Consider the following 15,922-nt stretch of genomic DNA (forward strand, 5'->3'; position numbering starts at 1 on the left):
GACAGAAAATCATAAATAGAAGGGGACAGTGTTAAAAAAGGGCATAAAAAAAGCCGAGAGTTAAAAACTCTCAGCTTTTTTACCTTTACGGTTATAAATGGATAAATCCACTTTATTCATTAAACGTCCTGAAACCAAACCGGACACAACAGAACCACTAACATTTAATGCAGTACGTCCCATATCAATAAGAGGTTCGATAGCAATAAGCAAGCCGACTAATCCAACAGGAAGACCAAGCGCAGATAATACAGTTAAAGCAGCAAAGGTTGCGCCACCACCAACTCCGGCAATACCAAAGGAAGCAAGGGCAGTAATAATAATAAGCTTAATCAAAAAACCAGGTTCAAGCGGATTAATACCGACAGTAGGAGCAATCATGACAGCAAGCATAGCTGGGTAGATTCCCGCACAGCCATTTTGACCAATGCTTGTCCCCAAGGATGCAGATAAGTTGGCATGTCCTTCTGAAACACCTAAATCATCAATTTGTGTTTCAACATTTAAAGGAAGGGTACCGGCACTACTTCGTGATGTAAAAGCAAAAGAAAGTACAGGAGCCATTTTTTTCACATATGTTAATGGGTTTAACTTAAATAATGTAAGAATAATCAAATGAATAGCAAACATAATGATTAATGCAACATATGAAGCCAAGACAAAATTAATGAGACGAAGAATCTCGCTAAAATTACTTGTTGAGACCATACGTGTCATCAAGGCAAGGACACCATAAGGTGTCAAGCGAAGGATTAATGTCACTAAGCGCATGACAACATCGTGCAAGGATTTAATTAAATCAACAAAAAAGGCTGCTGATTCCGGTTTTTTACGTTTTAGTCCAATGACTGAGATAGCAAGGAGTGCAGCAATCAGTACAGTTGAAAGCGTTGAAGAACTTTCTTGACCGGACATAGCATAAATCGGATTTAGTGGGATAATTTCAACAAGTTGCTGTTGAATAGGCTTTGCTTGGAAATCATCAAGACGTGACTCCAACCGTTCACTTGCTCGAACTTCAGCATCCCCAGATACTAACCCTTCAGAGGTAAGATTAAAAACACTAGCAGTCGTTGCACCGACAAAAGCAGAGATTGCCGTAGTAATCATCAAGGTGGCGATGATGAGTGATGCCATTTTTCCTAGATTCTTTGAATCTTGTGTTATGATAGCGTTAATGATTGAGACGAAAATCAAAGGAATAACGATCATACGTAGTAGTCGAACATATCCGCTTCCAATAACACTAAACCAAGTGTTTGAGTCTTGAACGACACTTGAGCTACTTCCATAGATGACTTGTAGCAACGCACCAAAGACAATACCTAAAAGTAAACCTAAAAATACACGTTTTGTAAAAGAGATGTGGCGTTTTTGCATTTGATATAGTCCAAGGACCAATAAAAGCATAATAACCACGTTGATAATAATTGCAAAAGTAGTGTTCATATAATTCCTCCTCGTGATATAACATATTAATTATATATGTTACATATGATATTAAGTTTATCATAGCAGAATCTTTAGATTGTGTCAATGCATTTGTGTTTATTATTCAATTGAGTTATACTGATACGCAGAATAAAAAAAAGGAGAACAAATATGAAAGAGTTATTAAAAAAGGTAATATTTATGAACTACTTTAAAAAACTACAGACTAAGATTATTGTTGCCATTACCCTAGCCTTTTTGGTGAGCATTCCATTGTCATCATTAATCAGTCAAGGTGTTCATAATAGCGGAATTCATACGGGGAACTTAGAGATATATGTTAATACCATCATCAATATTCTCATTATGAACATTATTATGGTGTTCTTTTTACGCTATATGATTATTAAACCGTTAAAACATTACATTGAAATCTTAAAGCATATGAGTGAAGGTGATCTAGATATTCAGTTGCCCAAACAAAGGAAAGATGAGTTTGGACAAATGGATCAAGCGACCAATAAAATGTTGGAGCGCCTTAGAAATTTAATTGAACAAATTCAAAATAATGCAGAAGCAACAGATGAAAAAGCAGAAGATTTGTACGAAGATTTACGTCAAGTCAAAGAAACATCCCAAAATATCACCAAAGCGATAGAAAATATTGCTCAAGGTGCAGTTGATCAGGCAAAAAGTACAGAAGAAGGCTCACAAGAAGTTCGTAAATTAGGCGAAGCCATTGAACAAAATCAAGCGTATCTTCAGGACCTTAATGCATCATCAAAACGTGTGGATGCCCATGTTGATGAAGGTCTTGCGTCCATTGACGCATTAACAAAGACCAATGATGAAAATATGCAGGCGATTCATGAAGTCAACACAATTGTAGAAAAAACGAATGAAAGCGCTAAAGCCATTAGTGAGGCAAGTATGATGATTGCCAATATTGCGGATCAGACGAACTTACTTGCCCTAAATGCTGCGATTGAAGCGGCTAGAGCAGGAGAGATGGGGCGAGGTTTTGCCGTTGTCGCAGATGAAATACGTAAACTTGCAGAACAGTCGACACAGTCAACAAAAGAAATAGAAACGGTGGTGGATGGTTTACAGACAAACTCAAGTGCAGTTGTTGATACTATGGATAAGGTCTATGGGATTTCTACAAGACAATCTGAGATGGTTCTTAAGAGTCGGGAAAAATTTCTAGAGATTTCGAAAGCAATTCAAGAAACGGAAGTGGCCATTGAGGATTTGAATATGTCAGAGAGTCAAATAGACCAAATGAAAGATGTCTTAACAGATACCCTTCATAATTTAATGGCTATTGCTCAAGAAAATTCAGCGTCAACACAAGAAGTCACTGCTTCTGTTCAAGAGCAGCTCAATAGTATTGAAAAAGTGACCAATTACGGAGCGAAAATCTCCCAATCAACAGAAGAATTATCGGATAATATTAGTGTATTTAATGTATAGATAGTTAGATTAGATTTAAAAAGCGCCTTCAAAAGAGGGCGTTTTTTTGTTTACAATTTGTTCATAAATATGTTAGGTTTCGGTTAAGGCGACCTTCTATGATAGAACTATAAAGAAAAGGAGGTCAAAGACATGTATAGAAATGAACTAAAATATATTATCGATGAAAATACAGCAGGCATCATTCGTGGAAGAATAAAACATGTCTGCCCGTTTGACAAAAATTCAGATGAACAAGGATTCTATCAAGTGACAAGTCTATATTTTGATGATTATAATAACAGTGCTCTTGGAGACAATGTCATTGGGCGATTACGGAGAAAAAAATATCGTATCCGTATTTACAATGGCGATGATCACAATATTCGGTTAGAGAAAAAAGTGAAACATAATCAAGTTGGGTTTAAAGAAACCTGTCAGCTTACAAGAGAACAGTACAATATGATAATGCAAAAAAATTACAGCCAATTAAAATCAACATCGAAAGCCTTGTTGATTCAGGAATTTTGTCTGGATGCACTACAGAGAAAATTACAACCTAAAGTTATCGTAGACTATGATCGCCAGACATTTGTCTATCAATATGGTGATGTACGAGTTACGCTTGATTATGATATTCGTCATTCGACGCATGGAGAGGATTTGTTCAATCCAAATATGTTATATTTGGCAGCGCTAAACCCGAATCAGGTTGTGTTAGAAATAAAGTATACAGGCTTTTTACCGGAGCATATTAAGCAACTTGTGCAACAAAATGTTACGAAGCGTCAAAGTATATCAAAGTATACCTTATGCCGATCAAGACAATATTAAGCCATAGAAAGAAGAGGATAACATGACAATTAATGATATTTTTAAAAATGATTTTATTGAACAAACGACAGGAGCGCTTTCACTACTGGAAATGTGTATAACATTTCTTGTTGCTTTTTTCATAGGAGTAGGAATTTTTTATATTTATAAAAAAACCTTCCAAGGGGTAATGTATTCCAAAACATTTAACGTATCCCTCGTAATATTAACATTGATTTCGGCGATGATAATTATCGGTGTAACCAATAATATTGTCTTATCGCTTGGTATGGTGGGGGCACTTTCGATTGTTCGTTTTCGAACGTCCATAAAAGATCCCATTGATGTGGTGTATATGTTTTGGGCTATTGGAACCGGAATTATTACCGGAGCAGGATTATATATTTTAGCCCTAATTTCGTTTGTTTTTATTACACTTGTCATCATTATATTTAACAATATGGACATACGCATAGAACCATATCTGTTGATTATTGCATATACCGACGGAAGCGCAGAAAAAGCGATTTTTCAGGAGTTGGATGCAGCACTAAATCAATACAAGATTAAATCAAAGACAAAAGTGCCATCTCAATATGAATTAACGATTGAGATTCGAACAAAATCAGATAAAAGTGGTTTGGTCAACACAATTGATCAGCTTGAGTATGTAACTAATGTCGCTATGCTAAGTTATGACGGTGATTACGCCGCGTAGGAGGAAAAAAATGAAAAAAATAATTAGACAGATATTTATAATAGTACTGATAATAAATTTACTGGCTGGCTGTGAAAAAATACAGACAGATATAAAGAGTGGTCAAAGTCAAGCAGTGGAAGAAGTTATTACGATAAACTTAGAAGGAGATACAGCGAAATCCACTAGTGAACAGGTCCATATCTTAGATGGAATTATTAACATTGTGAATGCAGGAACATATAGATTTGTGGGAGAATTTGATGGACAAATTCATGTGTTGACAGAGGATAAAGGACAAGTTCAGCTTCTGTTTGCAGGGGTCACGTTAAGGAATGAAACAACTGCCCCTATTTATGTAGAAAAAGCTGAAGAAACGGTAATTACTTTGGAAGAAGGTACAGACAATTATATCGAAGATACAGCAGCATATTTGGAAGAAGAAGCGAAGCTTTTGGATATTGAACGAACCAATGGTGCTATTTATTCAAAAACTAATCTGGTCATTAATGGACTAGGAACGCTAAGCATTACAACAACAGATAAAACAGCTGTTTTAGGTAAGGCGCAAGTTAGTCTGTATGATGCAACACTCTTGGTAGAGTCAGCAAGAAATGGAATAAAAGGAAAGGATAAGATTTATATTGATAAAGGGTCTATAGATATTCAAGCTCAGGAAAAAGCAATAGTATCGGATGGAATCATTGAAGTTATGTCGGGACAAATTACCATCGATAGTGTTGATGATTCAATGCACAGTGATGATACCATTATAGTTCATTCGGGGGAATTGTCTCTAAGCACTCAAGATGATGGGATACATGCCGATAGCCTTGTGCAGGTAAATGGTGGAGAAATTCGTATTGTAGAATCCTATGAAGGAATCGAAGCGAAAGACATTGTTGTTAATGGTGGTTATATCGATGTTCACAGCAGTGATGATGGAATTAACATCTCAGATAATACAGAAGAAAACAACGAAAGAGTCAAGGAAATAGAAGGTGGAGATTATGATTATGGACTGCATATTAATGGCGGGGAGATAACTATCAATAGCTATGGTGATGGACTCGATTCTAATGGAAATATTTGGATGAATGCAGGAACAGTTATTGTCAGTGGACCGATAGATAATGCCAACGGAAGTATTGATTACTCAGGAACCTTTGAGATGACAGGTGGTAGCTTAATTGCAACAGGAAGTAGCGGGATGGTGCAAGGACCAAGTGAGATATCTAGTATTCCTACAATGATTATTGGATTTGATGCGTCCTTAGATGCAGGAACAAGGATTCAAGTTGTCGATGACAACGAAAAAATTCTCATGGATATCACAGCTGAAAAAACATTGAGCAGTCTGGTATATTCTTCAATTGAATTAAAAATAGATACATCATATAATATACTTATTAATGAACAAGTGCAGATGACCCTAGAACTAACAGACATAGTTACCTCCTATGGTAACATAGGCGGTATGGGGGCAAGACCACCGCGAGGAGAACGACCTCAAGGAGAACGACCTCAAGGAGATTACCTTGAAGGTAATTGGTCTCAAGATGATATGATGCAGCCACCAATGGATGTGCTGATAGATGAATAAAACGGAAAGGAATTGTTATGGAAAAGGCAACGATTTTAATTGTGGATGATGATGAACGACTTCTTGCGATGATACGAATGATTTTGGAAAATAGGCAGTATAAGGTTATTCAGGCAATGAATGGTGAAGAAGCCATTACCATGACAAAAGTTATGGAACCAGATTTGATTGTGTTGGATGTAATGATGCCGATTATGGATGGATTAACTGCATGTGAAAGAATTCGAAGTTTTTGCACATGTCCCATTATCATGTTAACTGCAAAAGGCGAGGACGAGGATCAGATTAATGGTTTAGATAAAGGTGCAGATGACTATATCATTAAACCCTTTACGCCAATGGTTTTAGCTGCGCGAATTGAAGCCGTTCTTCGTCGTAGCTTCCAAGAAGAAAAACATCAAGAGATGAATGTTTTTGGAGAAATCATTATTGATTTAAAAGGGCGAAGTTTAATTATCAAAGGACAACGTGTTGACTTAAAGCGCAAAGAATTTGACTTATTGGCATATATGTCGATGAATCATGGGATATCCCTGAGCCGAGATCAAATCCTTGAAAATGTATGGGGATATGATTATCTAGGATCGGAAAGTACAGTAGATACTCACATTAATCGACTACGCCGACAACTTGGTGCGTATGGAAGTTATCTGCAGACAGTACGAGGGTTTGGGTATCGATTTGAGGTGATGTATGAAGCGTAAAACAATTTCCAAACGTTTAACGATACAAGTGATGGGCTTGGTGCTTAGCTTTTCAATAGTACTGCTTATTGCCAATTCCTTATTGCTTAAACCTCTGTATTACTATTCGGTCAAGACAGCAATGCTTAGTGGAATGGAACAACTTTCTGAGGTTCCGTTCATGCAAGGACAATGGCAAGCGGTTGTGGAGACGATTGATCCAGAACATGGATATGATATTACTGTAGAAAAAAGTGGGCAAGTGGTATATTCTTCATCACGAGAGATAGGGGTAAAAGAACCGGGAGACTTTGAACCAAAAAGTCCACCCGATGAAAAAAGACCCTTTCTTCCTATTGATTTGGTAAAAACATGGACATGGGAAGGGGACGTTCAGATGGGGACGCTACAAGATGATAAAAAAGATATGCATCTATTTATTGCTAAAAAGCAAATGGATGAAGATACGATAATTTATCTGACACAGGGTATAGAACCTATTTTGAGTAGTGTACGTCAGGCAAATGTTCTCTTAATTAGCGTTACTTTTTTGTTTTTGATTATTACTGTTTTTGCAGTTATGATAGTATCAAAACGCTTTACCCAACCCATTCGGGCAATGCAAGAACATGTTAAAGAGCTGGCTAATCTTAATTTTGATGAGCAGATTCAGGTGAGTACAGGAGATGAGCTGGAACATTTAAGTGGTGATATACAAAGGCTGGCAGTGAAATTAAAAGAAGCGCTCCAGGTTCTTCAAAAACAAAATATTCAGCTGGAAAAAGATATTGAATCACAGCGAAAATTTATCTCTAATGCATCCCATGAACTAAGGACCCCTCTTGCATTAATTAAAGGCTATGCAGATGAGATTGCCCAAGGATATGTTAAAGATCAAGAACAGGAAAAGATTTACATACGATACATTGCAGATGAATCCAACAAAATGAAACGGCTCTTGAATGAAATATTAGAATTATCTCGCATTGAGAGTGGATATATGCAATTTCATTACGAAGAAGTATCCATTAAAGAGTCCATTGAAGGTTTTATTGAAAAATATCAAGGGTTTATCGAAGAAAATCAGTTAAAAATATCCCTTGAACTTATTGAAGGGATAGGGGTAATCGATACTGTCCGTTTTGAACAAGTGTTGGCCAATTATCTGTCCAATGCGGCGAAATATGCTAAAACATCCAAGCAGATTCATATTCGTATGGAAGAACACGCCAAGACATATCGAATTAAGGTTATTAACTTTGGAACGCCTATTCCCACAAAAACAGTGCAACATATGTGGGATGGGTTCTATAAGGAAGATGAAGCGCGAGCAACCCATAAAAGTAGTTATGGGCTAGGCTTATCCGTTGTTCGTGCTATTCAAGATGTAGCCGGACAAGCCTATGGATACGATAATGAGAAAAACCAAGTGGTATTTTGGTTTGATGTAGCTAAAACGCTGGCTGCTCAATAAGCTATTCACTAATGATATGCAAATCTCTTACTTTTGGGGTTTTCCATACCCCGGTTAATGTGACAATAAAAGCGATGACAGATGCGATAGGGTTACTTATACTTACAGCAATCCAAACCGATGTCGGTCCCAGTGATGTAAAGTGCCCTAAGAGAAGAATCAAAGGGATTCGAATAAGCCATAGACGACCGGCATCTAAGAACATCGCATGTAGGGTATGTCCAGATCCATTTAATAAGCCAAGAGCACAATTAAAAAATGAAATACTCCAAGTGGTCATTGCAAGTGCACGTAGATAAAAAGTGCCATGTTGGACCACTTCTTGTGTATTCGAAAAAATCGAAACAAGCTGAGGGGCAAAAAACCAAATAATAGAGGTAGTCATAAAGAGAAAAACCAAAGCCAGAGCAATGGAAATGCGATAGGCTTTTTTGACGCGTTCTACTTGATTTGCTCCAAGATTTTGTCCGGTAATAGTGGTTAATGCGGCACCAACTCCGACAGCAGGCATGAATGCCAGTGAGTTTAAGCGATTTCCAATACCAAGCGCGGCAACAGCGGAATCACCATATTGAACGACAAAACTAAAGAGAATAATAAAGCCAAATGCGACACCACTACTTCCCATGGAAGAGGGGATGCCCATACGAATCAGCATCTTCATCTTTTGATAGTTAATTTTTAGGTTGTGTGGAAAGATTTTTATGTAATTAAGTCCATGGGTTAGTCGATAAATACCAAACAATGAAAAGGGTACCATTGACATCACTGTTGCCCAAGCAGCCCCTTGGATGCCTAAGTCAAAAACAAAAATGAAAATAGGGTCCAGAATAATATTTAAAATAGCACTGGAAGCATTTAAAATCATAGGGGTGATGGTATCGCCCTGGGCTTGATTAATGGCTAAGAAGATATTCATCATAAATAAAAAAGGCACTTGGATAAAAATAATTCTTAAATAAAGGGTTCCTTCGGACAAGAGTTCTCCCTTAGCTCCCATGAGTTTTACAATAGCAGGCGTAAAGACCATGCCGATGGCACAAGCGATAATACCAAAGAAAAGAGCAAAAATATATAATTGCTGAGCCGTTTCATTGGCTTCTTTGACTTGGTTGGCGCCAATATATTGAGAAATCATGGCGGCACCGGCTACAGCTATGCCCGTTGCAAAAGAGATGGTTAAAAAGGTAACTGGCCAAACAAAGTTTACAGCAGCAACCTGTACATCGCCCATACGTGATACCCAAAAGGCATCGCCGATATTATATAAAGATTGAATTAGGTTATTTAGCATTATCGGAATTGCAAGGGTAAGGATAGCCCGAACTAAACTACCTTCCAAGATTAATTTTCTGTTTCTTTCCATGGTATATCCTCCGTTGATGGGTTGACACCCAAACCATTTTATATGTCTATCTTGCAATATAGCATGTTTTTATTAAATAGACAATTGGCATATATCCAGTTCAGCATGGCAAGTTAGCTGATATGTGCAAAGGTGCTATAAAATAATAGAAAAAATATAAAAAATAAACAAAAATGAAAAAACAAAGGGCAGAATAAACAAATTTTGCTTTTTTACTTGTCAAAGTGACAACTTCTGTGTAAAATAGGATTGTCACCAAGAAACAACTTGGAAAAAATATAAAGTTGTCACAAGGAGGAAATATGAGAAAAATTATTGGAATAGCACTGAGCTTAATGATTGTTATGGCATTAGCAGGCTGTGCTGAAGAAACAAAAGAGATTAAAATTGGCGAAGGCGATTGGGATAGTAACGCATTTCATGATCAAATTGCAAAATTCATTATCGAGAATGGCTATGACACTCCAGTCAATGTTGTTATGGCAGATACTTCGGTAATGGTGTCTGGAATGAAAACAAAAGATATTGATGCCTCATTAGAATTGTGGTCAGATAATGTTCCGACGTATCAAGACGATATTGACAATGGACATTATGAAGAGTTAGCCGTCAACTTTGATGATAACCGACAAGGAATTTATGTTCCAACGTATATGGTTGAAGGTGAAGGCGCAATTGCACCAGACTTAAAAACAGTTGAAGATTTAAAAGATTATGTACATTTATTTCCAAATCCGGAAAATGAAGATGAAGGAATTATCTATGGAGGACCAGAAGGATGGTCGGCAACAGCAATGCTTCATAATAAAATGGAAGCATATGGTTTAGATGAATTCTACAATTTCAAAACAATTGATTCAAATGCAACCTTATCAGCAACATTAGCATCAGCATATGCAAAACAAGAACCATGGGTTGGATACAACTGGGAGCCAACATGGATTATGGGGCTTTATGATATGACATTGCTTGAAGATAGTGAGTATAATGCTGAGGATTATGAACAAGGGATTGGCGCATTCCCATCCGTAAAAGTTACGGTATGTGTAAACAGTGAGTTTGAAGAAAATCATCCAGAAGTATATGAATTTTTGAGCAAATATGAGACTTCTTCAGCGGTAACCAGTGCAGGACTTGGCTATATGCAGGAAAATGAAGTCGAAGCAGAAGATGCAGCAATATGGTTCTTAAATACGTATGAAGATATGTGGAAGCCAATGGTAAGCGAAGAAGCTTATACTAAAATCATTGAAGCTTTAAATGAATAGGAGTGAAAAATTTGTTTGATTTTCCTGAGCAGCTAAGTTTTGAAATAACAGAGCCCATAGATAAAGCCGTCGAATGGATGTTGCTAAACTGGGGACTACTTTTTGATTTTATACAAGGATTTGTATTGACAGTCTTTAATGTCGTTGAAGCCGGGCTAAACATAATTCCATGGTGGTTGATGATTTTAGGTGTGTTCGTTGCCGGCGTGAAGCTATACAACTGGAAAACAGGGGCAATATTGTCGTTAATGCTTTTTTTAATCGGCTTGTTTGGTTTATGGGAATTAATGATTTATACATTAGTCATTGTTATTGTTGCTGTACTCGTATCCCTTTTGATTGGAATCCCCTTTGGAATTCTTATGGCAAAGTCGGATATAGCCAAGCGAATTATGCTTCCCATACTTGATGGAATGCAAACAATGCCAAGCTTTGTGTACTTATTGCCAGCGGTTATGTTTTTTGGTTTAGGTAAGGTGGCAGCACTTATTGCCACAACAACCTATGCGATACCGCCGCTTATTCGTTTGACTTACCTAGGTATTTCAAATGTAGACAAGGAAGTTATTGAGGCGGGAAAATCCTTCGGATCAACAGCGCGTCAGATGCTGGTTAAAATTGAGTTTCCACAAGCTTTATCTTCAATTATGACCGGTGTTAATCAGACCACGATGATGGCGATGGCGATGGTTGTTATCTCATCTATGATTGGTGCAGAAGGGATTGGGCAAGAAGTGCTCGTCGCAATACGACGAATGGAAGTTGGAAAAGGTTTTCAATCCGGTATTGCTATTGTATTCCTTGCGATTATATTGGACCGTTTGTTACAAGGAACGGCAAGTCGTTTAAAGAAAGGTAGTGAGTAAACTGGCTAATTATAAAGTAGAAATAAAAAATTTGACGTTGGTATTCGGAAAGAAAAAAGAACGTGCATTAAAAATGCTAGATGAAGGAAAAACCATTCAGGAAATTCGTGAAAAAACAGGTTTAGCTGTTGGCGTTAATAATGTGAGCATTGATATAGAAGAAGGCGAGATGTTCGTCATCGTTGGTTTGTCAGGAAGTGGGAAGTCATCACTGATTCGATGTATGAATATGTTGAATGTCCCAACACGAGGACAATTACTTATTGACGGCGAGAATATTTGTGACTATAATAAGGAGCAGTTGCGTGAACTGCGACGAAAAAAAGTAGCGATGGTCTTTCAACATTTTGGCTTATTAAGTCATCGTACGGTTATTGATAATGTAGAATATGGTTTAGAGGTACAAGATGTATCGCCTTCGATTCGAAGAGAAAAAGCAGAAGAGGCAATTAAACTTGTTGGACTTGAAGGATGGGAAAATTATTTTCCACATCAACTAAGTGGTGGAATGAAACAACGGGTTGGACTTGCTAGAGCTTTAACTAACGAACCGGAGATTCTATTGATGGATGAACCGTTTAGTGCACTTGATCCACTTATTCGTAGAGATATGCAAAAAGAATTACTCAGCATAGAAGATTATATGGATAAGACAGTTATCTTTATTACCCATGATATGAATGAAGCCTTTAAACTTGGGGATCGGGTAGCATTATTAAAAGATGGTGAATTAGTACAAGTAGGTAGACCGGATGAATTTTTTGAAAATCCGGCCAATGATTATGTCACAAGCTTTATTGAAGATGTCGACAAATCAAGAATATTAAAAGTACGAACGATTATGCGAGCACCGACAGTATTAGCCCATTTGGGAGATACGACAGAATCGATTAATAAGCAACTGTTAGAAAAAGATCGTGACTTTTGTTATGTCGTTAATAGCAACAATGAACTTGAAGGCTTTGTAGAACAAAAGACATTAGAAGAAAATCCTGGACAATCAATTGATGCATTTGTTATTGAAGAGCATGAAGCGATTAACCGTAACGCTTTTGTTTTCGATACCTTCGCTAAACTAAATGAAAGCGATTATGATATAGCTGTTGTTGATAAGAAAAAACGTTTACGTGGTGTTATCAGTAATGAAGATGTTGTATCAGCTTTATCTCATTAGGAATTTTGAGGAGGCATGCAAATGGCAAGAAAAAATAGTGAGCCAATATATATGCGTGTAGCTATGGATGTAGCAGGGCGCATTATCAAAGGTGAACTAAAAGAGGGGCAAAAAATTAGTGGACGTACAACGTTTGCAGGAGAATACAATGTATCCCCAGAGACAATACGTAAGTCCATGGGACTATTGGAAGAAAAAAATATTGTGACTGTCGAACATGGTAACGGGATTTATGTTGCTTCTCGCCATAAAGCAGAAGAATTTATTAAAATTTATACTGTGCGTGCCAGCATTAATGAGCTAAAGGAAGAACTTGTTGATTTGCTTGAGCAACGGGATAATATAGAAAAAAAGATGAATCAGACGGTGAATTCAATTGTAGATTTTTCAAGTCGTTTTAAAAATGTTGAGCAAGTATTTGTTCATGAATACCCCTTAGCATTTGATTGTGATACGTTTGAAAAAACCATTGAAGAACTCAAGATATGGGAGAATACAGGGGCAACATTGGTAGGCATCCGTAGAGAGGGACAGACCTTGTTATCACCTTCTCCAAAAGATACAATAAAATTGCACGATCGTCTTTTATATGTAGGTGATCCTCAGTCAAGCATACGCTTGGGAGAGTATATGCGCATACAAATGGAAGGCGGAAAATAGTAAAGTAGGACTAAGGAGCTTGAGTTATGGCTTTAGTCCTATTTTTGTATAGATAATTGTACTCATTGGTTAGGAAAAATGTTATAATGAATATGTATATTATTAAGGGCATAAAGGGTGAAAAAGGATGAATACAATCAACGCACATATTGAACAAGCAAAGCTGCATGCTTTAAGTCAGCCAAAAAAAGCCTATGAAAACGCAAAAAAAGCGTTAGAATACGCAACCGTTAAAAATTCAAAATACAGTCAAGGGCAAGCCTATTTTTATATGGCTTTTGCTTGCCGTGTGATGTCAGATTATGTGCACGGCTTATCCAATGCGCTAAAAGGGTTATCGATTTTTGAAGCACTAGGGGATAATCTGGGTATAATGAAAGCACGTAACATTACTGGAATAATATATTTTTATTATGGGGACTATGCCAGTGCATTAGAAAACTTTATGATTGCATTATCCCTTTCTGAAAAAGTAAATGACTTGAATATGTATTCGTCAGTAGTCAACAATATCGGGGAAGTGTACCGTGAAGCAACAGACTATGAAAAAGCCTTAAGTTGCTATCTAGACGCACTTGAGATAACCCTGTCCCAAATAAAAGATCCACAGCTTGAACTCAATGCGGCATCGATTTATTTAAATATTGGTGAAATCTACTATATACAAAAAGAATTTTCGAATTCTTTGGAGTATATGCAAAAAGCTTTGGAGCTTGCGATCAAACATAATAATATTATCTTGATTGGTGAAGCTGAGACGAAACTTGGACGTGCAATGATAGAATTACATGACTATCAAAAAGCAAGTATGCACTACCAAAGGGCGCGAGAGCATTACGATACAATTCATAATAAATTCTATAAGATTGAATTGCTTATCTACCAAGCAAAGTTATCCGACTTGTTGGGTAACGATTCCCTAGGCTATCTCGAAGAAGCCTTAACAGATGCGGCTTTACTAGGACTTGATTCGAAAGTTAGTCAACTATATAATATTTTGTCGAATTATTATGAACAGCAGGAAAATTATCAAGAAGCGTTGAATTATTACAAATATTACTCGATGAAGGAAAAAGAGATAGAGGCATCAAATTTATCACAAAAGCTTGAGATATTATCAATAGAATTAGAACATAATAAGAGTAAAAAAGATCGACGCCATATTCGTGAAATCACACGAAAACTGCGTAATGATATCAATCACACAACGAAAGAGTTAGAAGATATTAAGCAAAAAAATATGCGCCTGATACAAGAAAGCATGATGGATGAGTTGACCCAAACATATAATCGACGGGGTATTCAACATCAATACAATAAGTTCATGGCTAGTCATGAAGGCCAGCGGGACAATATCGCGGTATATATGATTGATATTGATTTTTTCAAGGCATATAATGATTCGCTAGGGCATATTCAAGGAGACATATGCTTAGGAAAAGTAGCGGCAATTCTTAAAAGTATTCCAACGAAGGACTACTTTGTAGGACGTTTTGGTGGAGAAGAGTTTGTGGTGATTGCCAAAGTAAAGACGGTGGATGAAGCGAAGGATTTAGCGGAGCATATGCGTCAGCAAATAGAGAAGAAGCAGCTGATGTACTATGTTGATGAAAAAGCCGTTAATCTGACGATTAGTATAGGTGCAAAATATGTAGAATCAACTACCCATGAGATGCTTCAAATTATTGACTTTGCAGATAAAGCGTTGTATAAAGCAAAGCAGAGTGGTAGAAACTGTGTGTGTTTTTATTGAAAGGAATATAAATGAGTACAAAATGTCGTTTGTGTGCAGGAGAGACAATCACACTATGCCATCCAAAAATTGGAGATTATTTTTGGTGCCAGCAGTGTGACTATATATATAAAGATGAGAAAGATTATATATCCGACGAAGCAGAATTAGAGATTTATGACCAACACCATAATTCTATTGAAGACCCTAGGTATGTGGCGTACTTTCAAAAGTTTATAAAGTGCGCTATTGTAGAGTATGCATCGGATGGAAAAGTTGGTTTGGATTTTGGGAGTGGACCTTCCCCGGTTTTATCGATGATTCTAGAACAAGACTATGGGTATGCCATAGATATCTATGACAAGTATTATTCGCCACAACCTGTATATGAGAAAAAGCAGTATGACTTGATAACATCAACAGAGGTTGTAGAACATCTAAAAGATCCCCTTGAATATTTTAGGTTGTTCAAATCCTTACTTAAGCCTCAGGGGATTATAGCCATTATGACACAATTTCATCCCCAGGCAGAGGGGAAATTTATTAATTGGCATTATATGCGAGATCGAAGTCATGTTTCTTTTTTTACATTAACAACAATGGAATTTATTGCAGAAAAAGTGGGATTACGTATTGTGTATACAGATAATAAGCGTTATATTACATTGACACATCGATAGGATTAGGTTAGAATCTAAGAAGT

14 protein-coding genes are annotated in these 15,922 nt (G+C 37.0%); 12 read left to right on the plus strand and 2 right to left on the minus strand.

Annotated elements, in window-relative coordinates; translation table 11 throughout:
* Positions 1 to 60: 60 nt before the first annotated feature.
* The gene (locus QBE53_05495) at positions 61 to 1,449 is read right to left on the minus strand and encodes an L-cystine transporter (protein WZL82563.1); all 1,389 of its coding nucleotides are present in this window, start codon (positions 1,447 to 1,449) and stop codon (positions 61 to 63) included.
* A gap of 153 nt (positions 1,450 to 1,602) precedes the next feature.
* Here QBE53_05495 and QBE53_05500 point away from each other — a divergent pair, with 153 nt between their 5' ends.
* The 6 genes from QBE53_05500 (at position 1,603) to QBE53_05525 (ending at position 8,153) form a co-directional block, all read left to right on the plus strand.
* A complete protein-coding gene (locus QBE53_05500) occupies positions 1,603 to 2,904 on the plus strand; it encodes a methyl-accepting chemotaxis protein (protein ID WZL82564.1) in 1,302 nt (433 codons plus the stop codon).
* A gap of 132 nt (positions 2,905 to 3,036) precedes the next feature.
* A complete protein-coding gene (locus QBE53_05505; GenBank protein ID WZL82565.1) occupies positions 3,037 to 3,717 on the plus strand; it encodes a polyphosphate polymerase domain-containing protein in 681 nt (226 codons plus the stop codon).
* A gap of 22 nt (positions 3,718 to 3,739) precedes the next feature.
* Positions 3,740 to 4,414 carry a DUF4956 domain-containing protein gene (locus tag QBE53_05510; protein ID WZL82566.1) on the plus strand — a complete coding sequence of 225 codons (675 nt, stop codon included), beginning with the start codon at positions 3,740 to 3,742 and terminating at the stop codon, positions 4,412 to 4,414.
* A 10-nt stretch (positions 4,415 to 4,424) separates the two neighbouring features.
* The gene (locus tag QBE53_05515; GenBank protein ID WZL82567.1) at positions 4,425 to 5,996 is read left to right on the plus strand and encodes a carbohydrate-binding domain-containing protein; all 1,572 of its coding nucleotides are present in this window, start codon (positions 4,425 to 4,427) and stop codon (positions 5,994 to 5,996) included.
* 17 nt (positions 5,997 to 6,013) lie between these two features.
* Positions 6,014 to 6,700, plus strand: a complete 687-nt coding sequence (locus QBE53_05520; protein WZL82568.1) for a response regulator transcription factor — start codon at positions 6,014 to 6,016, stop codon at positions 6,698 to 6,700.
* Positions 6,690 to 8,153 carry a HAMP domain-containing sensor histidine kinase gene (locus QBE53_05525; protein WZL82569.1) on the plus strand — a complete coding sequence of 488 codons (1,464 nt, stop codon included), beginning with the start codon at positions 6,690 to 6,692 and terminating at the stop codon, positions 8,151 to 8,153. Before QBE53_05520 ends, QBE53_05525 begins: the two co-directional genes overlap by 11 nt.
* Before the next feature lies 1 nt (position 8,154).
* Here QBE53_05525 and QBE53_05530 read toward each other — a convergent pair whose 3' ends face one another.
* Positions 8,155 to 9,519, minus strand: coding sequence for an MATE family efflux transporter (locus tag QBE53_05530; protein ID WZL82570.1), 1,365 nt, complete (start codon positions 9,517 to 9,519; stop codon positions 8,155 to 8,157).
* Between the two features lie 302 nt (positions 9,520 to 9,821).
* Here QBE53_05530 and QBE53_05535 point away from each other — a divergent pair, with 302 nt between their 5' ends.
* From QBE53_05535 to QBE53_05560, 6 genes are all read left to right on the plus strand, one after another.
* Positions 9,822 to 10,787, plus strand: a complete 966-nt coding sequence (locus tag QBE53_05535) for an ABC transporter substrate-binding protein (protein ID WZL82571.1) — start codon at positions 9,822 to 9,824, stop codon at positions 10,785 to 10,787.
* Between the two features lie 11 nt (positions 10,788 to 10,798).
* Positions 10,799 to 11,653: an ABC transporter permease subunit gene (locus QBE53_05540; protein ID WZL82572.1), complete on the plus strand. Its 855-nt coding sequence runs from the start codon at positions 10,799 to 10,801 to the stop codon at positions 11,651 to 11,653.
* Positions 11,646 to 12,827: a glycine betaine/L-proline ABC transporter ATP-binding protein gene (locus tag QBE53_05545; protein ID WZL82573.1), complete on the plus strand. Its 1,182-nt coding sequence runs from the start codon at positions 11,646 to 11,648 to the stop codon at positions 12,825 to 12,827. The genes QBE53_05540 and QBE53_05545 overlap by 8 nt, the downstream gene beginning before the upstream one ends.
* 21 nt (positions 12,828 to 12,848) lie before the next feature.
* A complete protein-coding gene (locus tag QBE53_05550) occupies positions 12,849 to 13,487 on the plus strand; it encodes a GntR family transcriptional regulator (GenBank protein ID WZL82574.1) in 639 nt (212 codons plus the stop codon).
* Positions 13,488 to 13,614: 127 nt separating this feature from the next.
* On the plus strand, positions 13,615 to 15,240 hold the full coding sequence (locus QBE53_05555) for a diguanylate cyclase (protein WZL82575.1): 1,626 nt from the start codon (positions 13,615 to 13,617) through the stop codon (positions 15,238 to 15,240).
* A gap of 11 nt (positions 15,241 to 15,251) precedes the next feature.
* Entirely contained in the window at positions 15,252 to 15,899 is a 648-nt protein-coding gene (locus QBE53_05560; protein ID WZL82576.1) for a class I SAM-dependent methyltransferase, read from the plus strand.
* Positions 15,900 to 15,922: the final 23 nt, after the last annotated feature.

The organism is Vallitaleaceae bacterium 9-2 (assembly GCA_038396585.1).
GTDB lineage: Bacteria > Bacillota > Clostridia > Lachnospirales > Vallitaleaceae > UBA1351.